General features: G+C 67.0%; 20 protein-coding genes and 1 tRNA gene. 15 read left to right on the top strand and 6 right to left on the bottom strand.

Going from position 1 to position 22369, the window contains the following annotated elements; translation table 11 throughout:
- On the bottom strand, positions 1 to 274 hold a 274-nt coding region (locus F3H32_RS16630; protein ID WP_149763267.1), incomplete at its 3' end, for a transposase.
- A 162-nt stretch (positions 275 to 436) separates the two neighbouring features.
- On the opposite strand from F3H32_RS16630, the gene F3H32_RS16625 reads away from it, so the two are divergent.
- Positions 437 to 1051, top strand: coding sequence for an AAA family ATPase (locus F3H32_RS16625; protein ID WP_149766790.1), 615 nt, complete (start codon positions 437 to 439; stop codon positions 1049 to 1051).
- Here F3H32_RS16625 and mog read toward each other — a convergent pair.
- Together mog and F3H32_RS16615 are read right to left on the bottom strand one after the other, a co-directional pair.
- The gene (gene mog, locus F3H32_RS16620; protein WP_149766789.1) at positions 1026 to 1559 is read right to left on the bottom strand and encodes a molybdopterin adenylyltransferase; all 534 of its coding nucleotides are present in this window, start codon (positions 1557 to 1559) and stop codon (positions 1026 to 1028) included. The two genes, F3H32_RS16625 and mog, sit on opposite strands and share 26 nt — an antisense overlap.
- Before the next feature lie 50 nt (positions 1560 to 1609).
- Complete coding sequence (locus tag F3H32_RS16615; RefSeq protein ID WP_149766788.1) at positions 1610 to 2836, bottom strand: argininosuccinate synthase; 1227 nt, start codon at positions 2834 to 2836, stop codon at positions 1610 to 1612.
- A 157-nt stretch (positions 2837 to 2993) separates the two neighbouring features.
- Between F3H32_RS16615 and F3H32_RS16610 the strand changes: the two genes are divergently transcribed.
- Positions 2994 to 3710: a hypothetical protein gene (locus F3H32_RS16610; RefSeq protein WP_149766787.1), complete on the top strand. Its 717-nt coding sequence runs from the start codon at positions 2994 to 2996 to the stop codon at positions 3708 to 3710.
- Between the two features lie 66 nt (positions 3711 to 3776).
- A complete protein-coding gene (gene ilvA, locus F3H32_RS16605) occupies positions 3777 to 5015 on the top strand; it encodes a threonine ammonia-lyase IlvA (RefSeq protein WP_149766786.1) in 1239 nt (412 codons plus the stop codon).
- A 7-nt stretch (positions 5016 to 5022) separates the two neighbouring features.
- On the opposite strand, the gene F3H32_RS16600 is transcribed toward ilvA, so the two are convergent.
- Entirely contained in the window at positions 5023 to 5373 is a 351-nt protein-coding gene (locus F3H32_RS16600; protein WP_149766785.1) for an Hpt domain-containing protein, read from the bottom strand.
- Positions 5374 to 5493: 120 nt separating this feature from the next.
- Here F3H32_RS16600 and F3H32_RS16595 point away from each other — a divergent pair, with 120 nt between their 5' ends.
- Complete coding sequence (locus F3H32_RS16595; RefSeq protein WP_149766784.1) at positions 5494 to 6765, top strand: PP2C family protein-serine/threonine phosphatase; 1272 nt, start codon at positions 5494 to 5496, stop codon at positions 6763 to 6765.
- Between the two features lie 267 nt (positions 6766 to 7032).
- Here the strand turns inward: F3H32_RS16595 and F3H32_RS16590 are convergent.
- A tRNA-Leu gene (locus tag F3H32_RS16590) sits at positions 7033 to 7117 on the bottom strand.
- Between the two features lie 263 nt (positions 7118 to 7380).
- Here F3H32_RS16590 and F3H32_RS16585 point away from each other — a divergent pair.
- From F3H32_RS16585 to F3H32_RS16535, 11 genes are all read left to right on the top strand, one after another.
- Positions 7381 to 8979 carry a GMC oxidoreductase gene (locus F3H32_RS16585; protein ID WP_149766783.1) on the top strand — a complete coding sequence of 533 codons (1599 nt, stop codon included), beginning with the start codon at positions 7381 to 7383 and terminating at the stop codon, positions 8977 to 8979.
- A gap of 32 nt (positions 8980 to 9011) precedes the next feature.
- Positions 9012 to 10004: a complex I NDUFA9 subunit family protein gene (locus F3H32_RS16580; RefSeq protein ID WP_149766782.1), complete on the top strand. Its 993-nt coding sequence runs from the start codon at positions 9012 to 9014 to the stop codon at positions 10002 to 10004.
- Positions 10004 to 10807, top strand: coding sequence for an undecaprenyl-diphosphate phosphatase (locus tag F3H32_RS16575; protein ID WP_149766781.1), 804 nt, complete (start codon positions 10004 to 10006; stop codon positions 10805 to 10807). Before F3H32_RS16580 ends, F3H32_RS16575 begins: the two co-directional genes overlap by 1 nt.
- 148 nt (positions 10808 to 10955) lie before the next feature.
- Positions 10956 to 12440 (top strand): NAD(P)-dependent oxidoreductase, encoded by a 1485-nt coding sequence (locus F3H32_RS16570; protein ID WP_149766780.1) that lies wholly within the window; start codon positions 10956 to 10958, stop codon positions 12438 to 12440.
- A 78-nt stretch (positions 12441 to 12518) separates the two neighbouring features.
- Entirely contained in the window at positions 12519 to 13226 is a 708-nt protein-coding gene (locus F3H32_RS16565; protein ID WP_149766793.1) for a hypothetical protein, read from the top strand.
- An 11-nt stretch (positions 13227 to 13237) separates the two neighbouring features.
- Complete coding sequence (gene gltB, locus F3H32_RS16560) at positions 13238 to 17773, top strand: glutamate synthase large subunit (protein WP_149766792.1); 4536 nt, start codon at positions 13238 to 13240, stop codon at positions 17771 to 17773.
- A gap of 102 nt (positions 17774 to 17875) precedes the next feature.
- Positions 17876 to 18166, top strand: coding sequence for a hypothetical protein (locus F3H32_RS16555; RefSeq protein WP_149766779.1), 291 nt, complete (start codon positions 17876 to 17878; stop codon positions 18164 to 18166).
- Positions 18167 to 18308: 142 nt separating this feature from the next.
- Entirely contained in the window at positions 18309 to 19196 is an 888-nt protein-coding gene (locus F3H32_RS16550) for a cation diffusion facilitator family transporter (RefSeq protein WP_149766778.1), read from the top strand.
- A gap of 84 nt (positions 19197 to 19280) precedes the next feature.
- Positions 19281 to 20114, top strand: a complete 834-nt coding sequence (locus tag F3H32_RS16545) for a BadF/BadG/BcrA/BcrD ATPase family protein (protein ID WP_149766777.1) — start codon at positions 19281 to 19283, stop codon at positions 20112 to 20114.
- Between the two features lie 32 nt (positions 20115 to 20146).
- Positions 20147 to 21271: an N-acetylglucosamine-6-phosphate deacetylase gene (nagA, locus tag F3H32_RS16540; protein ID WP_149766791.1), complete on the top strand. Its 1125-nt coding sequence runs from the start codon at positions 20147 to 20149 to the stop codon at positions 21269 to 21271.
- 84 nt (positions 21272 to 21355) lie between these two features.
- Positions 21356 to 22030: a Crp/Fnr family transcriptional regulator gene (locus tag F3H32_RS16535; RefSeq protein WP_188128701.1), complete on the top strand. Its 675-nt coding sequence runs from the start codon at positions 21356 to 21358 to the stop codon at positions 22028 to 22030.
- A gap of 13 nt (positions 22031 to 22043) precedes the next feature.
- Here the strand turns inward: F3H32_RS16535 and F3H32_RS16530 are convergent.
- On the bottom strand, positions 22044 to 22369 hold a 326-nt coding region (locus F3H32_RS16530), incomplete at its 5' end, for a transposase (RefSeq protein WP_149766076.1).

Genomic DNA, 22369 nt, shown 5'->3' with positions numbered 1-22369 from the left:
TTTTCATGTCGGGATCATCGGACAATGCTTTGAAGATACGCTCAAATACTCCCGCGGCACCCCAATCCCGGAAACGGCGGTAGACCGAGTTCCATTTCCCGAACTCCTCCGGAAGATCGCGCCATTGCGCCCCAGTCCGAGCGATCCAGAAAACCGCCTCGAGAAAAAGGCGTGCATCACCGCCCGTTCGGCCGGGATCGGTCTTCTTGCCCAAGCAATGCGGCTCAATCTTCGCCCACTGGCAATCCGTGACGATGTAGCGTTCAACTGGCATCCAAACCTCCCGTTTGGAAAGCTTGAATCAGAAATCAGCTGACAGGGGAATCCTGATACTCAACAGACCCTAGGCCGGGTCATTCCAGTTGATCGCGTTCCGCGTTCCAGAATATTGTGGTCCCGTCCACCGTCCTTCGGACTCCCCCCAGGATATTTCTGCATGGAAGAAATACTGGACCGGATTGCAGGGCTTGGCCCCGGACGACGGCTTGTGGCGATCGCCGGGCCGCCGGGTTCGGGAAAGTCGACGCTGGCCGCGGCGCTGGTGGCGGCGCTGGAGGATGCCGTGCTGGTGCCGATGGACGGGTTTCATCTGGACAACGACCTGCTGGACCGCGACGGGCTGCGGGCCTGCAAGGGGGCGCCCCAGACCTTTGATGCCGCGGGCCTTGTGGTGCTGGTCCAGCGACTGAAGGCCGGGATGGATGTGGTTTATCCGATTTTCGACCGCCCGCGGGATCAGGCCATTGCCGGCGCTGGCCGGGTCGGCGCGGGCGACCGGCTGGTGGTGATCGAAGGCAATTACCTGCTGCTGGACCGCGCCCCCTGGCGCGACCTGGCCGGGCTTTGGGATCTGTCGGTCATGCTGGACGTGCCGAAAGAGGAGCTGCGCCGCCGCCTTACCGCGCGCTGGCAGGGGCTGGGGCGTTCGCCCGCCGAGGTGTCGGCGCATCTGGAAAACGACCTGGCCAATGCGGCGCTGGTGCTGCGCGAATCGCGGCCCGCCGATCTGCGGGTCCGGCCGGCGCCTATTTCTTGGGCCGGAACGCCTTGATGCGGGCGGGGTCGGTGTCGATATGGGCCGCGCCGATCAGGTCAAGGCAATAGGGCACCGCCGCGAAGACCGCATCCAGGCAGGTGGCAATGGCCGAGGGCTTGCCGGGGATGGTGATCATCAGCGTGGCGCCGCGGATGCCCGCGGTCTGGCGCGACAGGATGGCGGTCGGAACCTCGCGCAGGCTGGCGCGGCGCATTTCCTCGCCAAAGCCGGGCAGTTCCTTTTCGATGACATCGGCCATTGCCTCGGGCGTCAGATCGCGCGGTGCCGGGCCGGTGCCGCCGGTGATCAGGATCAGGTCGGCGCCCTGGTCGTCGGCAAGGTCGCGCAGGCAGTCCGCCACGATTTCGCGCCCGTCCGGGATGATGCGGCGCGTGATGTCCATGGGCGAGGTGATGGTGGCGCGCAGCCAATCCTCGGCCCCCGGCCCGCCCTTGTCGGGATATTCGTCGCGGGCTGCGCGGTCCGAGACGGTGACGATGGCGATATGGGCGGGACGGGACATGGTGGGCCTCGTGAAAAAAAGGCCGCGGGGGCTGCCCGCGGCCGCCGGGTCTATTTGAAGCGGGCGTTGCGGTTCGCGACCAGCTTCAGCCGCAGCGCGTTCAGGTGGATGAAGCCGGCCGCGTCCTTTTGGTCATAGGCGCCGGCATCGTCTTCGAAGGTGACGTGCTTTTCGCTATAGAGCGAATGATCCGACCAGCGGCCGACGGTCTGGACGCTGCCCTTGTAAAGCTTGAGCCGCACGGTGCCGGTCACATGCTCCTGGCTTTTGTCGATCAGGGCTTGCAGCATCTCGCGCTCGGGGCTGAACCAGAAGCCGTTGTAGATCAGTTCCGCATAGCGCGGCATGATCGAATCCTTGAGATGGCCGGCGCCGCTGTCCAGGGTGATCTGTTCGATGCCGCGATGCGCTTCCAGCAGGATGGTGCCGCCGGGGGTTTCGTAGATGCCGCGCGACTTCATGCCGACGAAGCGGTTCTCGACGAAATCCAGCCGGCCGATCCCGTGCTTGCGGCCGTATTCGTTCAGCGCCGTCAGGATCGTCGCGGGCGACAATGCCTCGCCGTTGATCGACACGGCGTCGCCCTGTTCGAAGCCGATCTCGATATATTCGGGCTGGTCGGGCGCGTCCTCGGGGTTGACGGTGCGCTGATAGACATAGTCGGGCGCTTCCTCGGCGGGGTTTTCCAGCGCCTTGCCCTCGCTGCTGGTGTGCAGCAGGTTGGCATCGACGCTGAACGGCGCCTCGCCGCGCTTGTCCTTGGCGATCGGGATCTGGTTCGCCTCTGCGAACTCGATCAGCTTGGTGCGCGAGGTCAGGTCCCATTCCCGCCAAGGCGCGATCACCTTGATCGAGGGGTCGAGCGCATAGGCCGACAGCTCGAACCGGACCTGGTCGTTGCCCTTGCCGGTGGCGCCATGGGCGATGGCATCGGCGCCGTGGCGATGCGCGATTTCCACCAGGTGCTTGGAGATCAGCGGGCGCGCGATCGAGGTGCCCAGCAGGTAAAGCCCCTCATAAACCGCATTGGCGCGGAACATCGGGAAGACGAAATCGCGCACGAATTCCTCGCGCACATCGACGATATGGATGTTTTCCGCCTTGATGCCCAGCAGTTCCGCCTTTTGGCGCGCCGGTTCCAGCTCTTCGCCCTGGCCCAGATCGGCGGTGAAGGTGATGACCTCGCAGCCGTATTCGGTCTGGAGCCATTTCAGGATGATCGAGGTGTCGAGCCCGCCCGAATAGGCAAGGACGACTTTTTTCGGCGCGTCGGACATGCAATATGGCCCCCGTTTTAGAGTTGATGTTGCAATAGGATGTTTTCCGATGACCGACAAGGGCGCGGCGCGGCCCAACCGCAAGCAGGGGGTTTTTACGAAGCACGATAGAGGCTTTCCTTTCCGGCGGGGACCGGGCTGGGGCCGCGACGCCTTGATGGACCAGGTGGGCGCGCTGTTGCGGCGCGTCTTTCGCGACTGCTGGTGGCTTAGCGCGATCGTCGTCGCGGTGGTCTTTCTGCCGCTTTTGCTGTGGGACCGCCTGCCAGGCTGGCATGATCCCGTTGCCATGGTGGGGCTGACGCTGGCCTTCGGCGTCGCGGTCCTGGGCTGGAGCATCGCCCTTATGGGCGCCTTGCAGCCCTGGCCGGGGTTCCGGCTGGGGCTGACGCTGGCCATTCCGCTGGCCATGGCCATCCGTGCGCGCATGGACGCGCGGGGCATCCTGGCCCATAGCTTCGGGGTTTCGCCCGACAGCTTTCCGGTGACGCTGGACGTGGTGACGGCCGTCAGCACCCTGTGGCTGACCTTTGCGGGGGTCGGCGTGCTTCTTGTATTGCTGCTGCTGGGGCTGCTGGTCTTGCAGATGCTGGCCGGGACGGGCGCAGGCAGGACCTTCCTGCACTCGATGGCGCTTGTCCTGCCGCTTTCCACGATGGTCGCCATACCGTTTGCATCCTGGCTGGCGATCATGCCCGGCCTGTCCGACCTGGTCCGCAGGCTGGACGGGCAAGAGCAGCACCGTTGCGACTTTCCGGCCATGCCCGCCAAGCCCGTTGCCGTCACCTTCCTGTCCGACACGCAGGTGCTTGCCTGGCTGCCCGATGCCGCGCAACCCGTCGTCCTGCCCTGCGCGCTGGGGGCCAGGTCCTAGCCCAGGCGCGGCGGGTCGCGCGGTCCCCACTTGCCAAGCGCGGTTTTTCGCGCCATTCGCCGATACATGGAAAACTTTGCCACCTTCGTCCGCCAGGCCGAGGTCGCGTTGCGCGACCTGTTCGAACCGACGCCTTTGCAGAAGAACGACCACCTCTCGGCCAAATACGGGGCGGAGATCTGGCTGAAACGCGAAGACCTGACCCCGGTGCGCAGCTACAAGCTGCGCGGCGCCTTCAACGCCATGCGCAAGATCGGCGCCGGATCGCAGGGGCATTTCGTCTGCGCCAGCGCCGGCAACCACGCGCAGGGCGTGGCCTATGCTTGCCGCCATTTCGGCAGCCGCGGCACGATCTTCATGCCGGTCACGACGCCCCGGCAAAAGATCGACAAGACCCGGATCTTCGGCAATGGCGCGGTCGAGATCGTGCTGACCGGCGATTACTTTGACCAGACGCTGGCAGCGGCGCAGGATTTCGCCCGCGTCCAGGGCGCGACCTTCCTGTCGCCCTTTGACGATCCCGACATCATCGAGGGCCAGGCGACGGTCGGGCTGGAACTGCTGGGCCAACTGGACGCGGCGCCCGACATCGTGGTGCTGCCGGTCGGCGGCGGCGGGCTGGCCGCGGGCGTGACCCGCCTGATGGCCGAACTGACGCCGGATACGCGCATCGAATTCGCCGAGCCCGAGGGCGGCGCCAGCCTGCGCCAGGCGCTGCTGGCCGGCGGGCCGGTGACGTTGCCCAGCGTGGACAATTTCGTCGATGGCGCGGCGGTGGCGCGGATCGGCGACCTGCCTTTTGCCGCGCTGCGCGGCTTTGCGGCGGATCGGGTGCATGCCGCCCCCGAGGATCGCATCTGCGCCACCATGCTTGAGATGCTGAATATCGAGGGCATCGTGCTGGAACCCGCCGGGGCGCTGGCGGTGGACGTGCTGCGCGACATCCCGGACCTTTCCGGCAAGCGCGTGGTATGCATCTGTTCGGGCGGCAATTTCGATTTCGAGCGCCTGCCCGAGGTCAAGGAGCGCGCCCAGCGCTTTTCGGGGCTGAAGCGGTATTTCATCTTGCGGATGCCGCAGCGCCCCGGCGCGCTGCGCGATTTCCTGCAATTGCTGGGCCCCGAGGATGACATCGCCCGCTTCGAATACCTGAAGAAATCGGCCCGCAACTTCGGCTCGGTCCTGATCGGCATCGAAACTACCGCCCCCGAGCATCTGGAGCGGCTGCGCGAGCGGCTGGAATCGGCGGGCATAGGCTATCGCGACATCACCCGCGACCCGGTCCTGGCCGAATTCCTGATCTGAACGACGCTTAGGCAAGGTGCGCCTGCCTGCCGGGCCGCGACGCGCTGCCCAATTGCCGCATGAGCGCCCGTTTCGACGCGGAATAGCTGGCAAGCAGGGCGTCCAGATCGACCATGGGTGCGCGGCCCTGGGCGGCCAGCCGTTCGCCCTGGTCGCACCGCCTGCCGAAATCGGCAAAGCCCAGGTTCCAGGCGCAGCCCTTAAGGAAATGCAGGTCGGTTTCCAGCCGCAGCGGATCGCCCGGCGACAGGCGCATGATGGCGCCTTCGACCTCGTCCAGGAACAGTTCCAGGATTAGCTGGAATTCGTCGTCCCCGACTTCGCCGCGCAATTCGTCGATACGGTCCCAGTCCAGCATGGACAACCCCCGGAAGAATCAATTCCCTCTCCATAGCAGGGATTTCGTCTATAACGTGTTAATCGCGAAAATTGTCTGGATTAACGGATCATTCAGCCCCGCCGGTTTAGACAGTGGCGCATGATGACCCTCGACCCACAAACCACAGGTTCAGCGACGCAGGTGCCCAGGCTGGTGCTGCTGGTGGATGACAGCCGCGCGCAGCGGCGGACGCTGGCGGTGCAACTGACCCGCGCCGGCTATCACGTGGTCGAGGCCGCGGCCGGCGACGAGGCGATGCGCCTTTGCCTGGAGCGGCGGCCCGATATCGTCATCTCGGACTGGATGATGCCGGGGCAAAGCGGGCTGGATTTCTGCCGCCGCTTCCGCGAGATGCAGTCGGATCGCTATGGCTATTTCATCCTGCTGACATCGCGCAACGACAAGAAGGACATTGCCGAAGGGCTGCGCGCCGGCGCCGACGAATTCCTGACCAAGCCGGTCTCGGGCGCCGAACTGCTGGCCCGGCTGTCGGCCAGCGAGCGCATCCTGGGCATGGAGGAAAGCCTGCGCAACGCCAACGCCCAGCTTAGCGCCACCCTGGCGCGGCTGCGCGAAACCCAGGCGGCGCTTGACCGCGATCTGCGCGAAGCGCAGCGGCTGCAACAAAGCCTGGTGCGCGAACGGCACGGCCGCTATGGCGAATTCGATCTTTCGCTGCTGATGCGGCCGGCGGGCCATATCGGCGGCGACCTGGTGGGGTTCTTTCCGATCAATGCCCGCCGCGTCGGGCTGTTTGCGCTTGACGTGGCCGGGCATGGTGTGGCCGCGGCGCTGCTTTCCGCCCGGCTCGCGGCGCTGCTTTCAGGGGGGACGGACCAGAACATCGCGCTGCGAATCACCGAATTGGGGCTTTACGACGCCCGCCCGCCCGCCGAAATCCTGGGCCAGCTCAACCGGCTGATGATCGAGGAACTGCGCACCGACGCCTATTTCACCATGGTCTATGCCGACCTGGACTTCCTGTCCGGGCAATTGCGGCTGGTGCAGGCGGGCCATCCCCACCCGATGCTGCAACGCGCCGACGGCCGGATCGAGCGCGTGGGCCAGGGCGGCCTGCCGGTCGGGGTCTTTCCCCATGCCGAATACGAGGAACTGCATCTGGCGCTTGCCCCCGGCGACCGGCTTTTCATCAGCTCGGACGGGCTGACGGAAAGCGAAAGCCCCCGTGGCCAGCCGCTGGGCGAAGAGGGGCTGAACGCCATCCTGCGCACCAATGCAACCCTGCGCGGTGATGCCTTGCTGGAATCGATTTGCTGGTCGGCGGCGCATTACGCCGGCGGAGAGCGCAAGGACGACATCTCGGCCGTGCTGATCGAGCGGCAGAAAATGGCCGAGGCGCCCTGGGGCTGACGCATGGCCCGCGCGAAAGGCCGCGCGCCGGGCCTTGCGCGGGCGCGGCAATAGCCCCACCCCCCGCGCCGGGGCATGCGGCGGATCGGGCGTAACCCAAGCCGGACCGGCGATTTCCATCACGCGATCCGCGCCTTGCGGACCTGCGCGGCCCAAGGGGTTTTCCGGTTGCGCGATCCTCGTGCAATGGCGCGGCCTGCGGCGGGCATCCGCACCAACCAAAGCAAAAGCCGCGCAAACCCAAGGTCTTGCGCGGCTTTTGTCTTATGGTGCCCAGGAGAGGACTCGAACCTCCACACCTTGCGGCACACGGACCTGAACCGTGCGCGTCTACCAATTCCGCCACCTGGGCAGGTTGCGTAAGGCGGGTGATTAAGGCCAGCCGCGGGGGGTGTCAACGGGGGATCGGCAGAAAAATGCGCCATGCCGGAAATCTTTTCGCCCTGCCCGCCGGCCGGGGCGAAAACGGCCCCTTGGCACCCCGGCATCCCGCCCCCTGCCAGCCCCTTGCGCAATACCCTATCCTATCGGTCAGGTTGTCGCAGCAGGGCGGCCGGGACTAGAACCCCTGCCGTAAGGCATTCGCAACAATGCCCTGGCAAACGGATTTTTCCGATGGACGACCTTAGAACCCGCGAATGGGACGCCGTGGTGATCGGCACGGGGATCGGCGGGGGAACGGTGGGACGCGGCCTGGCCGAGGCCGGGCTTTCCGTGCTCTATGTCGAAAAGGGTCCCGACCTTGGCGATGCGTCCCTGTCGGCGCTGGACCTCAAGACCCGCGATCCGCAGGAACGCATGGACCATGGCGCCTGGCCCTGCCTGCTGGAAGCCCAGCTTGACGGCAACTGGTGCGAACTGGACGGCATGATGGGCGCGGGCGTCGGCGGCACCTCGGCCTTTTACGCCGCCACGCTGGAGCGCCCCGAACGCCACGACATGGAGAATTCGCGCGATCATCCGCATCCGACCGGCGGCTGGCCGGTGGGCTATGACGAGATGCGGCCCTGGTTCGAACTGGCCGAGCGCTATTTCCACATCAATGGCGAGCCGGACCCGCTGGCCCCTGCCGGCGCAAAGCTGTTGCCGCCGGTCCAGCCGCTGCCCGCCTCGGACGCGGCGCTGATCGCGGCGTTGCGCCGCACCGGCCTGCATCCCTATCGCACGCATATGGCGGCGCGGTTCCTGCCGGGTTGCGAGCATTGCTTTGGCCGGCGCTGCCCGCGGCGCTGCAAGATGGACGGCCGCTCGGCCGGGGTGCTGCCGGCGCTGGAAACCGGCCGGGCGGCGCTGATCGACCGCTGCACCGTGACCCGCATCCTGGCCGACGGGCGGCGCGTCCTGGGCCTGGTCTGCCGCCGCGAGGGGCAGGAATTCACCCTGCGCGCGCGGACCTATGTCCTGGCGGCGGGCGGGCTTGGCTCGCCTTCGTTGCTGCTGCGCTCGGCCTGCGAGACCTGGCCTCAGGGGCTGGGCAACCGCAACGGCATGGTGGGGCGCAACCTGATGTTCCACCTTAGCGAAATCATCGCCATCTGGGCCGGACAGGGCCGGTCCGAGGCCGGCGCCTCGCGTTCGATCAGCATGCGCGACCTGTATTTCCTGGACGGGCAGCGTTTCGGCACCGTGCAATCCATGGGCCTGACCGCCGGCTATGGCGAAATCCTGCACGCGCTGAACGGCCGGTTCGACCAGTCGGCGCTGCGCCGGGTCCGGCCGCTGCGGCACGGGCTGCGCCTTCCCGCCATGGCGGCGGCGCGGCTGCTGGGCCATGCCAAGCTGTTCGTGGGCGTGCTGGAAGACCTGCCCTATGCGCATAACCGCGTTCTGCCCGATCCGGACGATCCGGACCGGCTGCGCTGCTGCTATGACATCTCCGAGGAACTGCGCGGCCGCCGCGCCGCCTTTCGCAAGGCGTTGCGCGCCGCCTTCCGCCCGCATCGGGCCATGTTCATGGGCGCGGCGCCGCAGTTGAACTTTGCCCATCCCTGCGGGACGCTGCGCTTTGGCCGCGACCCGGCCACAAGCGTCCTGGATCCCGGCTGCCGCCTGCACGGGATCGAGAACCTGCATGTCGCCGATTCCTCGTTCATGCCCACCTCGAACGGGGTCAATCCCAGCCTGACCATCGCCGCCAACGCGCTGCGGGTGGCGGACGGGATCGTCGCAGGACGGCAGCCACGGCTTGCCGCTGGCGGAAGCCTTGGGTATTGAACAGACAAGCACGCCAGGAAGGGAGCGCCCGCATGTCCGCAGCCAAGCTTGTCACCATCTATGGCGGGTCCGGTTTCCTGGGCCGGCAGATCGCGCGGCTGATGGCCGCCCAGGGCTGGCGCATCCGCGTCGCCGTGCGCCGCCCCAACGAGGCCGGGGTGGTGCGCACCTATGGCGCGCCCGGCCAGGTCGAGCCGGTGCCCTGCAACGTGCGCGACGATCTTTCCGTGACCGCCTGCATGGCCGATGCCGATGCCATCATCAATTGCGTCGGCATCATGGTGCGCGAGGGCAAAAACACCTTTGACGCCATCCACGAACAGGCGGCCCTGCGCATCGCGCGGATCGCCGCCGCGCAGGGCGTGCCGCATGTCGTGCATGTCTCGGCCTTGGGGGCGGACCCGGATTCGCCCAGCCGTTATGCTGCGTCAAAGGGCCGGGGCGAGGCCGCGGTGCTGGCGCATCGCCCCGATGCGGTCATCCTGCGGCCGTCGGTCATGTTCGGGCCGGACGATCATTTCTACAACCGCATCGCCTCGATGAGCAGGCTTGGCCCGATCCTGCTGGTGCCGGGCGCCGCGACGCAGGTGCAGCCGGTCTATGTCGAGGACGTGGCGCGCGCCGCCGCCATCGCCGCCGCGGGCGAGGCCCGGCCCGGCATCTATGAACTGGGCGGCCCCGACGTCTTGACCATGCGCGAAGTGGCGCGGCAAGTGCTGGCCGCGACCGGCCGCCGCCGCGCCGTCATCGGCCTGCCGCATTGGCTGGGCGGGGCGCTGGGTTCGGTTCTGGACGCGGTGCAGACCGTCAGCGGCGGGCTGTTGACCAACCGCATCATGACCAGGGACCAGGCCCGGCTGCTGCGCATGCCGAACCGGGTCTCGGACCGGGTCATGACCTTTGCCGACCTGGGGATCGAGCCCAGCGCCGCCCCCGCGATCATCGAAGATTACCTGTGGCGCTTTCGCCCGTCGGGGCAGTATCAGGCGATTGCGGCCTCGGCGAAGAACCTGCGCAACGGCTGATGGATCGCAACACCATCGTCGCCGCCGCCCTTGGTCTGCTGGAGGGGCTGACCGAGTTCATTCCCGTATCCTCGACCGGCCATGTGCTTCTGGCGGGCCATTTTCTGGGCTTCGATTCGCCCGGCCGCGCCTTCGAGGTGCTGATCCAGCTAGGCGCGATCATGGCGATCCTGGGCGTCTATGCCGGGCGGCTGTGGCGGATTTTCGCCTCGGCCCCGCATGATCCGCGGGCGCGGCGCTTTATCCTGGCGGTGGCGCTGGCCTTTCTGCCCGCCGTGGTGATCGGCGTCCTGGCGCATCGCATCATCAAGGAAGTGCTGTTCGAAACCCCGGTGCTGATCGCCGTCATGCTGATCCTGGGTGGCGTCGTGCTGCTGTTCGTGGACCGGATGGCGACCCGGCCGCGCCATTTCTCGGCCGAGGATTTCCCGCTGCCGATGGCGCTGAAGATCGGCTTCATCCAATGCCTGGCGATGATACCCGGCGTCTCGCGTTCGGGGGCGACCATCGTCGGCGCCCTGCTTCTGGGCGCGGACAAGCGTTCTGCCGCGGAGTTCAGCTTTTTCCTGTCCATGCCGACTATGCTGGGCGCGTTCGTCTATGATCTTTTCAAGAATCGCGACATGCTCGACGCCGCGGCGACGGGGAATATCGTGCTGGGCTTTGCCTGCGCCTTCCTGGCGGCGTTGGTCGTGGTGCGCGGGCTGCTGAACTATGTCTCGACCTATGGCTATGGGCTGTTTGCCTGGTGGCGAATCGTGGTCGGTGCCGTTGTTCTGCTGGCTCTGTATGCAGGAGGGTAAGCTAAGCTGACCTATTTTTCCCCTTTGCGGCATGGGATTTTAAGCTCTCGGCAAGAAAATCGTTAATTAGGTAAACAAAGCTGACTTTTCTTTGATGGCGGTCTGATTTATCAGGCTAGAACAGCCTGCCATCAAGGGACGCGCAGCCATGGCCACGCAAAAGATGCTCAAATTCGTCACCATCGGGCGCCAGATGCCCGAAAAGCGTGATGCGGCATCCCGGTCGGAAGACTTCCACGAAATCTATCGCGAGTTCGCCGACGCCAAGGCCAAGGAACAGGCCAGCCGGTGCAGCCAATGCGGCGTGCCCTATTGCCAAAGCCATTGCCCGCTGCACAACAACATCCCCGACTGGCTGCGCCTGACCGCCGAAGGGCGGGTGCAGGAAGCCTGGCTGCGCGCGCAGGAAACCAACAGCTTCCCGGAAATCTGCGGCCGCATCTGTCCTCAGGACCGGCTGTGCGAAGGCAATTGCGTCATCGAACAGTCCGGCCACGGCACCGTCACCATCGGCGCGATCGAGAAATACATCACCGACACCGCCTGGGAACAGGGCTGGGTCCAGCCCGCCGCGCCCATGCAGGAACGGGCCGAATCCGTCGGTATCATCGGCGCGGGACCGGGCGGGCTTGCCGCCGCCGACCGGCTGCGCCGCATGGGCTTCCAGGTCACGGTCTATGACCGCCACGACCGCGCCGGCGGGCTGATGATCTATGGCATCCCCGGCTTCAAGCTGGAAAAGCAGGTGGTCGAGCGGCGCACCCGGCAGCTTGTCCAGGGCGGGGTGGAGTTCGTGCTGAACGTCGATGTCGGCCAGGACATCAGCTTCGACGCCATCCGCGGCAAGCATGACGCGGTGCTGATCGCGACCGGCGTCTACGAGACCCGCGACCTGGACATCGACAATGCCGCCGCCAAGGGCGTGGTGCGGGCGCTGGATTACCTGACCGCCTCGAACCGGGTCGATCTGGGCGACGAGATCCCCGATTACGAGGATGGCGAGTTGAACGCCAAAGGCAAGCGCGTCGTCGTTATCGGGGGCGGCGACACCGCCATGGATTGCGTCAGGACCGCCATCCGCCAGGGCGCGCAATCGGTAAAGTGCCTGTATCGCCGCGACCGGGCCAACATGCCCGGCAGCCAGCGCGAGGTGCAGAACGCCGAGGAAGAGGGCGTCGAGTTCGTCTGGCTTACCGCCCCCGGTGCATTTACCGGCCACGTCACCGGCGAAGCGATGCTTGCGCAAGAGGTGGACGTGGACGGGCTGGCCAGCGTCGGCGCGGTCCGGGTGCAGCGGATGCGGCTGGGCCCGCCCGACGTCTCGGGCCGGCAGTCGCCCGAACCGATCGAGGGCGCCGATTACGACGAGCCGGCCGAACTGGTCATCAAGGCCCTGGGCTTCGAGCCCGAGGAATTGCCGCGGCTTTGGGGCGTGGACGGGCTGGAGGTGACGCGCTGGGGCACGATCAAGGCCGATTACCAGACGCACCGGACCAGCCTGCCCGGCATCTTTGCCGTGGGCGACATCGTGCGCGGCGCGTCGCTGGTGGTCTGGGCGATCCGCGACGGGCGCGAGGCCGCCGACAGCATCGCGGGCTACCTGTCCGGCGCCGCGCGCGTCGCGGCCGAATAGCAAGGGGATCCGACCATGGACCATGGAACGTGCAAAGGCCCGCCGCTTGCCCGCACCGGAACGGCGCTGGCCGCCACAATGGCAGCTTTGCTGACCCTTCCGGCCGCACCGGCCAAGGCCGCGAATTTCACCCCGCCCTCGGGCTGCACGCTGGAGGTGACGGTGCAGAACCGCGGTTGCAGCGTCTCGCAGCATTACCGCTGCGGCAAGGATGCGCCGGGCGACCAATGGGTCAGCTATTTCGCAGCCGACGGCCCGACCTTCCAGTCCCGCATCGACCGCGAGACGCGCTGGATGGAAAGCACCGACTTGCGTAGCGGCCTGACCGACCTGCTGGAGGATAAGGCGCGGGACCATGCCTCTTTCTCGGGGCTGCTGGACACGGGCCGCGACGATTTCGACTTCTGGACCCGCTCGACCAGCGGCGAGCGGCTGCGCCATGTCGGCCATGACGAATTGACCGGCGAGACCGTCCAGATCGACGGCGTGACCCTGGAACTGACCCGGTTCGACCTGACCACCTATGCCGAAACGGGACAGGTTCTGATCCGCCGCCAGGGCCAGCAGTTCATCAGCCGCGCGCAGGGCCGGTTCTATGGCGGGGTGGAAACCTCGGAGGATTGGACCGGGACGGCGCGGCAGACGAACGACAGCCCGGTGACGTTCTCGTTTCCGGGAGAGGCGGGCTTCGGCGCGACAAGGCCGGAATATGATTGCGACCTACAGATGGTCGGCGGCGAAGCGGCCGAGACCCTGTGGCAGCTTGTGAAGGAGGCACGGACGTGAAGGACGGCGACATGACGGTCTGGGAACAGCAGGAACAGGCCCGCCGCGACTGGATGGCGGAACATTCGCTTTACCGTGCCGAGGACGAGCATTCGTCCTGCGGCGTCGGGCTGGTCGTCAGCATCGAGGGCAAGGCCAGCCGCCAGGTGGTGGAAAGCGGCATCAATGCGCTGAAGGCGATCTGGCATCGCGGCGCGGTGGATGCGGACGGCAAGACCGGCGACGGCGCCGGCATCCATGTGCAGATCCCGGTGCCGTTCTTTCACGACCAGGTGCGCCGCACCGGGCACGAGCCCGACCCGGGCAAGCTGATCGCCGTGGGCCAGGTCTTCCTGCCGCGCACCGATTTCGCCGCGCAGGAGCGTTGCCGGACTATCGTGGAATCCGAAGTGCTGCGCATGGGCCATTACATCTATGGCTGGCGGCATGTGCCGGTGAACACCGCGGTCCTGGGGGAAAAGGCCAATGCCACCCGCCCCGAGATCGAGCAGATCCTGATCCGCTGCGAAAAGGCCATCGACCAGGAGCAGTTCGAGCGCGAGCTTTACATCATCCGCCGCCGCATCGAAAAGGCGGCGGTCGCGGCACAGATCGCCGGCATGTATATCTGCACCCTGTCCTGCCGCAGCATCATCTACAAAGGCATGATGCTGGCCGAGCAGGTGGCCGAGTTCTATCCCGACCTCAAGGACGAACGGTTCGAGTCCGCCTTTGCCATCTATCACCAGCGCTATTCCACCAACACCTTTCCGCAATGGTGGCTGGCGCAGCCTTTCCGCATGCTGGCCCATAACGGCGAGATCAACACGCTGAAAGGCAACTCGAACTGGATGCGCAGCCACGAGATCCGCATGGCCAGCCGCACCTTTGGCGAGATGGCCGAGGATATCAAGCCGATCATCCCCGGCGGCTCGTCCGACTCGGCGGCGCTGGATGCGGTGTTCGAGGTGCTGGTGCGTTCGGGGCGCAATGCGCCGATGACCAAGACCATGCTGGTGCCCGAAGCCTGGTCCAAGGCGACCACCGACATGCCCAGGGCCTGGGCGGACATGTATGCCTATTGCAACGCGATCATGGAGCCATGGGACGGGCCGGCGGCGCTGGCGATGACCGACGGGCGCTGGGTCTGCGGCGGGCTGGACCGCAACGGGCTGCGGCCGCTGCGCTATGTGGTGACCGGCGACAACCTGCTGGTTGCGGGGTCCGAGGCGGGAATGGTCCCCGTCGATGAAAACGGGGTCCGCGAAAAGGGCGCGCTGGGGCCGGGCCAGATGATCGCCGTCGACATGGCCGAGGGCAGGCTTTACCACGACCGCGAGATCAAGGACCACCTGGCCGCCAGCCAACCCTTTGGCGATTGGGTGGAAAAGGTCGTCCAGCCCTCGGAATTGATGGCCAAGCTGCCCGAAACCGCGCTGCATGCGGGCCAGGACCTGCGCCGCCGCCAGATCGCCGCCGGCTATACGGTCGAACTGGTCGAGCAGATGCTGGTGCCGATGGCCGAGGACGCGAAAGAGGCGCTGGCCTCGATGGGCGACGACACGCCGCCCGCGGTGCTGTCGCGCCAGTTCCGGCCGCTGTCGCATTACTTCCGCCAGAACTTCAGCCAGGTGACGAACCCGCCCATCGATTCCTTGCGCGAAAGCCGGGTGATGAGCCTGCGCACCCGTTTCGGCAATCTCAAGAACGTGCTGGACGAAAGCGCGGCCCATGCCGAAATCACCATGCTGGAAAGCCCCTTCCTGGCCAATGGCGAGTTCGAAGAGCTGACCCGCATGTTCGCAGGCCAGGCCACGCAGGTCGATTGCACCTTTGCGGCCGGCGGCGGCACCGATGCCCTGGCCGAGGCGCTGGCCCGCATCCGCGCCGAGGCCGAGGATGCCGTCCGTTCCGGCCATGGCCATATCATCCTGACCGACGAGGGGATTGCGCAGGACCGTATCGGCGTGTCGATGATCCTGGCGACCAGCGCCGTGCATAGCTGGCTGACGCGCAAGGGGCTGCGGACCTTCTGCTCGGTGAACGTGCGGGCGGCGGAATGCGTGGACCCGCATGATTTCGCTGTGCTGATCGGCTGCGGCGCGACGACGGTGAACCCCTATCTGGCCCAGGACACCCTGGCCGAGCGGATCGAGCGCGGGCTTCTGGACGGCAACCTGATCGACATCATGACCCGCTATCGCGAGGCGGTGGATGCGGGCCTGCTGAAGATCATGGCCAAGATGGGGATTTCGGTCCTGTCCTCCTATCGCGGCGGGCTGAATTTCGAGGCGGTGGGGCTTTCCCGCGCCATGGTGGCCGAGTTTTTCCCCGGCATGCAGTCGCGCATTTCCGGCATCGGGCTGCACGGGCTGCAAGCCAAGCTGCAAGAAGCCCATGCCCAGGGCTTCGGCGCAGCGCAGGTGGACCTGTTGCCGGTCGGCGGTTTCTACAAGGCCCGCCGCACCGGCGAAAAACACGCCTGGGAAGCCAACACCATGCGGCTGTTGCAACTGGCCTGCGACAAGGCGTCCTATGACATCTGGAAGCAGTTCACCGCCACCATGCGGGCGAACCTGCCGATCCATATCCGCGACCTTCTGGACATCAAGCCGCTGGGCAAGCCGGTGCCGCTGGAGGAAGTGGAAAGCATCACCTCGATCCGCAAGCGCTTCGTGACGCCGGGCATGAGCCTGGGCGCGCTGTCGCCCGAGGCGCATATGACGCTGAACATCGCCATGAACCGCATCGGCGCGAAATCCGACAGCGGCGAAGGCGGCGAGGATCCGGCGCATTCCCACCCGCTGCCCAATGGCGACAACCCTTGCGCCAAGATCAAGCAGGTCGCCTCGGGCCGGTTCGGCGTCACCGCCGAATACCTGAACGCCTGCGAGGAACTGGAGATCAAGGTCGCCCAAGGCGCCAAGCCCGGCGAGGGCGGGCAGTTGCCCGGCATGAAGGTGACCGAACTGATCGCCCGGCTGCGGCATTCGACCAAGGGCGTGACGCTGATTTCGCCGCCGCCGCATCACGACATCTATTCGATCGAAGACCTGGCGCAGCTTATCTATGACCTCAAGCAGATCAACCCGCGCGCCAAGATCACCGTGAAGCTGGTGGCATCCAGCGGCGTCGGCACCATCGCGGCCGGCGTGGCCAAGGCCAAGGCCGACGTGATCCTGATCTCGGGCCATAACGGCGGCACCGGGGCCAGCCCCGCGACCTCGATCAAGTTCGCCGGCCTGCCCTGGGAGATGGGCCTGACCGAGGCGCATCAGGTGCTGGCGATGAACCGCCTGCGCGACCGGGTGACGCTGCGCACCGACGGGGGCCTGCGCACCGGCCGCGACATCGTCATGGCGGCGATGATGGGGGCCGAGGAATACGGCATCGGCACCGCCGCGCTGATCGCCATGGGCTGCATCATGGTGCGCCAGTGCCAGTCGAACACCTGTCCGGTCGGCGTCTGCACCCAGGACGAAAGGCTGCGCGCGATGTTCACCGGCTCGGCCGACAAGGTGGTGAACCTGATCACCTTTTACGCGACCGAAGTGCGCGAGATCCTGGCCAGCATCGGCGCGCGCAGCCTTGACGAGGTGATCGGCCGCGCCGACCTGCTGACCCAGGTCAGCCGCGGCGACAAGTCGCTGGACGACCTGGACCTGAACCCGCTGCTGATTACCGTCGATGGCTCGGAAAAGATCGTCTACGACCGTTCGAAGCCGCGCAACGCGGTGCCCGACACGCTGGACGCCGAGATCATCCGCGATGCCGGCCGCTTCTTTTCGGATGGCGAGAAGATGCAGCTTTCCTATGCGGTCAGGAACACCCAGCGGACGGTGGGCACGCGCACCAGTTCGATGATCGTTCAGACCTTCGGCATGCGCAACACGCTGCAACCCGACCACCTGACCGTGCGGCTGACCGGCAGCGCGGGCCAGTCACTGGGCGCATTCGCAGCACCTGGGCTGAAGATCGAGGTCTCGGGCGATGCCAACGACTATGTCGGCAAGGGCCTGTCGGGCGGCACCATCGTCGTGCGCCCGCCCATGGGCAGCCCGCTGAATGCGGCCGAAAACACCATCATCGGCAATACCGTGCTTTACGGCGCCACCGACGGCCATCTGTTCGCCGCCGGCCGCGCGGGCGAACGCTTCGCGGTCCGCAATTCCGGCGCCAATGTGGTGATCGAGGGCTGCGGCAGCAATGGCTGCGAATACATGACCGGCGGCGTCGCCGTGATCCTGGGCCGCATCGGCGCGAATTTCGGGGCCGGCATGACCGGGGGCATGGCCTATCTTCATGACCCCGAGGGGCTGGCGCGCGACTATATCAACGCCGAAACGCTGGTCCTGTGCCCGGTGACGCAGGCGCATTGGGAAGAGCAGCTTCGGGGCCTGATCGCGCAGCACCAGCGCGAGACCGGCTCGCGCCGGGCCGAGGAGATCTTGCAAGACTGGGAAACCGAAAAGGCGAATTTCCTGCAAGTCTGCCCGCGCGAAATGCTGCCGCATCTCAGCCATCCCGTCGCCCACGTGGACGATCTGGCGGCCGTGCCGGCCCAGTGACGACCGCGGGGGCCGATGCGGCCCCCTTTCCCCTTGACGGTGGGAACGGCGCGGCCCGTCGCCGCGTTTCCATGCAGGTGCGATTCTTTACAGGAGATCACCATGGTTCCGTTTCTTCGTCTGCTGCTGATCCACCTGTGGGTAGGCAGCATCTCGGGTGTGGTGGTGATTGCCGGCCTGACGATGGGATATGTCTCGGCCTGGACCTTCATCTGGGCCGCACTCATCGGCCTGGCCTTGGGCATTCCCGCGGCCCTGCTCAACTGGACCTATCTGCGGCCCCACCGCTCACGCCAGATCGGCTGGAGCTGGGCGATCGCCGACCGGGCCCGCGCCGGCTTTGGCTGGGCCCCCGGCACCCCGCGCAGCCGGGCGGCGATCACCGGGCGCTGATCCCAAAATCGCGGCGGCTGGTTCGGCCGCCGCTGGCCGCTGCGATCTGCGCGCCTTGCCGGGACCCGCAGCCGGCCAAGGCGGTTGGCCATGCCGGCGAACGGGGCTAAACCCCCCCGACGATTCGCAAAAGGGAAGCGCCATGTCAGCGACCGAAAGGATCGCCTTCGGCAGCATCGCCGTGGGGCTGATCGTCCTTGGGCTTAAAACATTGGCCTGGCGGCTGACCGGCTCGGTCGCGCTGCTGTCGGATGCGCTGGAAAGCACGGTCAACGTGGCGACCGCTGTCGCGGCCTTGATCGCCATCCGGGTGGCGGCCAAGCCGGCCGACCGCGACCATCCCTATGGCCACCACAAGGCCGAATTCTTCAGCGCCGTGCTGGAGGGGGTGATGATCATCGTCGCCGCCCTGCTGATCCTGCGCGAGGCATGGCACGGCTTTCAGAACCCGCGCATGCTGGACGCGCCGCTGGCGGGGCTGCTGGTCAACGGGCTGGCTGGCGCGCTGAACGGGCTGTGGTGCTGGATGCTGATCAGCCGCGGGCGACGGCTGAAATCGCCGGCGCTGGTAGCCGACGGCCATCACCTGCTGTCGGACGTGATCTCGTCGGCCGGCGTGGTCGTCGGCGTGGCGCTGGCGGTGGCCACCGGCTGGGCGGTGCTGGACCCGGCGCTGGCGGCGCTGGTGGCCCTGAACATCCTGTGGTCGGGCTGGAAGGTGATGGCCAGTTCCCTGTCCGGCCTGATGGACGAGGCGGTGGGCGAAGAGACCCTGGCCGACATCCGCGCCACCATTTCGGACGCAGCCCAAGGCGCGATCGAGGCGCATGACCTGCGCACCCGCCATGCCGGCCCGCGCACCTTCATCGACTTTCACCTGGTCGTGGACGGCCAGACCACGGTCGAGACCGCCCATGACATCTGCGACCGCATCGAGCAGGCGCTGAAAAGCAAGCTGCCCGGCGCGCTGATCACCATCCATGTCGAGCCCGAGCACAAGGCCAAGCATTCGGGCGTCGTGGTGATCTAGCACCCGCGGCAACGGGTCTTGAGTTCGCCCCGGCCTTCGCCTTTTCTGTGACTTGAAGCGCGCCTGTCCAAAAAAGGAGTCGCCATGTCGTATTTCCTGGGCATAGACGGCGGCGGCACCGGCTGCCGCGCCGCCATTGCCGATGCGCAGGGCCGGATCGTCGGCCGCGGCGCGGCGGGGCCGGCCAATATCTCGGTCGAGACCCAGCAGGCATGCGCCAATATCCTGGCCGCCGCCCGCGCCGCGCTGGCCGAGGCCGGCCAGGGCCGCTTGGACCAGATGACCGCCGTGCTGGGACTGGCCGGCGCCAATGTCACCGCCGCGGCGCGCGCGCTGCAAGCCATGCTGCCCTTTCGCCGGGCGCGGATCGTCACCGATGCGGTGACCGCCGCCCTGGGCGCGCTGGGACAGGATGACGGGATCGTCGCCGCCATGGGCACCGGCTCGGTCTTTGCGGTCCAGACGGGCGGCCGGCTGCGGCAATATGGCGGCCGCGGCTTCGTGCTGGGGGACGAGGGCAGCGGCGCGGTGCTGGGCCGGACATTGCTTGCCGAAGCCTTGCGCGCCGAGGACGGGTTTGCGCCCATGACCCCGCTGCTGCGCGCCGTGCTGACGGAACTGGGCGGGGCCGAGGGCGCGATCTCGTTCGGCTTTCGCGCCCGGCCTGCCGATTTCGCCGCCTTCGCGCCGCGCCTTCTGGCCCCCGGCGATGCGGCGGCGGAACGCATCCTTGCCGCCGCCCTGGCCCAGGTGCAGTCCATGATCGAGGTGCTGCAAGCCGGCCGCGGCCTGCCGGTGGTGTTCCTGGGCGGGCTGGGGCCGCATTACGCCGCCCGGTTGCAGGGCCATTGGCCGATCCGGCCGCCCAAGGGATCGGGCCTTGACGGCGCCCTGCATCTTGCCCGGCAACAGGGGTGACGGCGATGCCTCGCGCCACTGACAAGGACACCATGACCACCGAAATACTGACCGGCGCGCGCATCTTTGACGGCAGCCGCTTTCTGGACGGGCACGCGCTGCTGATCGAAGCGGGCGAAATCGCCGCGATCCTGCCCGAAGCCGACGCCCCCCGGCAGGGCCGGCGGGCGGTGTCCGGCATCCTGGCGCCGGCCTTTCTGGACTTGCAGGTCAATGGCGGCGGCGGGCTGATGCTGGACGGCACGACCGACCTGGACGGCCTGCGCCGCATCTGCGCCGCCCATCGCGCGCTTGGCACGGCGGGCGTGCTGCCGACTCTGATCACCGACACGCCCCAGGCCACCGCCCATGTGATCGCGCTGGGGATCGCCGCCGCCGCGGCAAAGGTGCCGGGCTTTCTGGGCCTGCACCTGGAGGGGCCGCATCTTGACCCTCGCCGCAAGGGCGCACACGACCCGGCGCTGATCCGGCCGATGACCGACGAGGATCTGGCCCGGCTATGCGATGCCGGCCGCCGGCTGCCGGCGCTGATGGTGACGCTGGCGCCCGAGGCGGCAAGCCCGCCGCAGATCGCAGCCCTAGCGCGGGCCGGCGCCGTGGTCAGCCTGGGCCACAGCGATTGCAGCCATGACAAGGCGCAGGCAGCCTTTGCCGCCGGCGCGCGCTGCGCCACGCATCTTTTCAACGCAATGAGCCAGATCGCCAGCCGCGCACCGGGGCTGGCGGGGGCGGTGCTGGCGGGCGACGCCGCGGCGGGGCTGATCGCCGATGGCTTCCATGTGCATCCGGCGGTGATGCGCCTTGCCCTGGCCGCCCGGCCCGAGGGCATCTTTCTTGTCACCGATTGCATGGCCTTTGCCGGCACCGACCTGGCCGAGATGAAGCTGGGCGGCCGCAAGGTGATCCGCCGCGACGGGCGGCTGACCCTGGCGGACGGCACGCTGGCCGGGGCCGACCTGACCCTGCCCCAAGCCGTCGCCCTGCTGGTCCGCCAGGTCGGGATCGCGCCGCAGCGGGCCTTGCGCATGGCCTCGGCCATCCCGGCGGCGCTGCTGGGCTTGCAGGACCGTTACGGCACCCTGGCCCCCGGCCGGCCGGCCGACCTGGTGCTGCTGGGACCGGATTTCACGATGCGCGAATGCTGGCTGTCGTCCTGAAGGCAGACCGGCGCGACAAGCGCGGCCTTTCCCTTGGCCGCCGCCCGTGCGAAACTCGGCCCCGAAACCAAGGACGAGGATGCGATGAACGCCCCCCTGCCCGAGGCGGTGAAGAAATCCGTCTTGCTGAATGGCCTGACCCCGGAAATGCGCGACAAGCTGCTCAAGGATGCCCAGCGGCGCAGCTATCGCGAGGGCGAGACCATCTTCCTGCAAGGCGACCCGGCGCGGGCGGTGTTCATCGTGCTGAACGGCTTTATCAAGCTGTCGCGGCTGACCCCGAACGGGACCGAGGCGGTGGTGGCGATCCTGGGCCGCAACCGCAGCTTTGCCGAGGCGATGGCCCTGCGCGGCACGCCCTATCCGGTCTCGGCCGAGGCGATTTCGGATTGCACGGTGCTTCAGATCGACGGGACGCGGCTGCGCCAGTTCCTGCTGGAGAACCAGGAATTCGCCATCGGGCTTTTGGCCTCGACCTTCGTGCATCTGCAAGCGCTGGTGGACCAGATCGAAAACCTCAAGGCCCATACCGGGGTGCAACGGGTGGCGCAGTTCCTGGCCGACCTGTCGGATGCCGAAGAGGGGCCGGCCGAGGTGCGGCTGCCCTACAACAAGCGGCTGATCGCCGGGCATCTGGGCATGCAGCCCGAAAGCCTGTCGCGCGCCTTTGCCCGGCTGCGCCAGCACGGGGTCGAGGTCGACGCCGACAAGGCTGTCATCGCCGATATCGCGCAATTGCGCAGCGTGGCGATGGATTAGGGTCTGTTGAGATTCATCGTGAGTTGATCAGGGCTGCCACAGCGTAGATCATGGCCTCAAAGGATGTATCGGTCTTTTCGGACCGCATGGCGATACGCTTGAACTCCTTGAGTTTGCAGAAGAAGTTCTCGATGAGGTGGCGGCGCTTGTAGAGTTCGGGATCGATGATCAACGGCGCGCGGCGCTGTGGACGCTGCGAGATGCAGATCAGCGCGCCGCGTGCGTTCATCTCGGCGATGATCCAGTTGCTGTCGAAGGCCTTGTCGGCCAGCATCGCATTGAAGGCGAGCCCCTCGATCAGCGGCGCGACCCCAACCGTGTCAAAGCGGTGCCCCGGTA

It is taken from the genome of Paracoccus thiocyanatus (assembly GCF_900156255.1).
Lineage (GTDB): Bacteria > Pseudomonadota > Alphaproteobacteria > Rhodobacterales > Rhodobacteraceae > Paracoccus > Paracoccus thiocyanatus.
Note: the sequence above shows the minus strand (reverse complement) of the source record. Positions and strands in the feature narration are given on the sequence as shown.

Coding starts and splice junctions, on each gene's coding strand:
- F3H32_RS16625 (WP_149766790.1), top strand. CDS start 437: ATGGAAGAAATACTGGACCGGATTGCAGGGCTTGGCCCCGGACGACGG.
- F3H32_RS16595 (WP_149766784.1), top strand. CDS start 5,494: ATGATGACCCTCGACCCACAAACCACAGGTTCAGCGACGCAGGTGCCC.
- F3H32_RS16580 (WP_149766782.1), top strand. CDS start 9,012: ATGTCCGCAGCCAAGCTTGTCACCATCTATGGCGGGTCCGGTTTCCTG.
- F3H32_RS16545 (WP_149766777.1), top strand. CDS start 19,281: ATGTCGTATTTCCTGGGCATAGACGGCGGCGGCACCGGCTGCCGCGCC.
- F3H32_RS16555 (WP_149766779.1), top strand. CDS start 17,876: ATGGTTCCGTTTCTTCGTCTGCTGCTGATCCACCTGTGGGTAGGCAGC.
- F3H32_RS16585 (WP_149766783.1), top strand. CDS start 7,381: ATGGACGACCTTAGAACCCGCGAATGGGACGCCGTGGTGATCGGCACG.
- F3H32_RS16535 (WP_188128701.1), top strand. CDS start 21,356: ATGAACGCCCCCCTGCCCGAGGCGGTGAAGAAATCCGTCTTGCTGAAT.
- nagA (WP_149766791.1), top strand. CDS start 20,147: ATGACCACCGAAATACTGACCGGCGCGCGCATCTTTGACGGCAGCCGC.
- ilvA (WP_149766786.1), top strand. CDS start 3,777: ATGGAAAACTTTGCCACCTTCGTCCGCCAGGCCGAGGTCGCGTTGCGC.
- gltB (WP_149766792.1), top strand. CDS start 13,238: ATGACGGTCTGGGAACAGCAGGAACAGGCCCGCCGCGACTGGATGGCG.
- F3H32_RS16600 (WP_149766785.1), bottom strand. CDS start 5,373: ATGCTGGACTGGGACCGTATCGACGAATTGCGCGGCGAAGTCGGGGAC.
- F3H32_RS16615 (WP_149766788.1), bottom strand. CDS start 2,836: ATGTCCGACGCGCCGAAAAAAGTCGTCCTTGCCTATTCGGGCGGGCTC.
- mog (WP_149766789.1), bottom strand. CDS start 1,559: ATGTCCCGTCCCGCCCATATCGCCATCGTCACCGTCTCGGACCGCGCA.
- F3H32_RS16575 (WP_149766781.1), top strand. CDS start 10,004: ATGGATCGCAACACCATCGTCGCCGCCGCCCTTGGTCTGCTGGAGGGG.
- F3H32_RS16610 (WP_149766787.1), top strand. CDS start 2,994: ATGGACCAGGTGGGCGCGCTGTTGCGGCGCGTCTTTCGCGACTGCTGG.
- F3H32_RS16570 (WP_149766780.1), top strand. CDS start 10,956: ATGGCCACGCAAAAGATGCTCAAATTCGTCACCATCGGGCGCCAGATG.
- F3H32_RS16550 (WP_149766778.1), top strand. CDS start 18,309: ATGTCAGCGACCGAAAGGATCGCCTTCGGCAGCATCGCCGTGGGGCTG.
- F3H32_RS16565 (WP_149766793.1), top strand. CDS start 12,519: ATGGCAGCTTTGCTGACCCTTCCGGCCGCACCGGCCAAGGCCGCGAAT.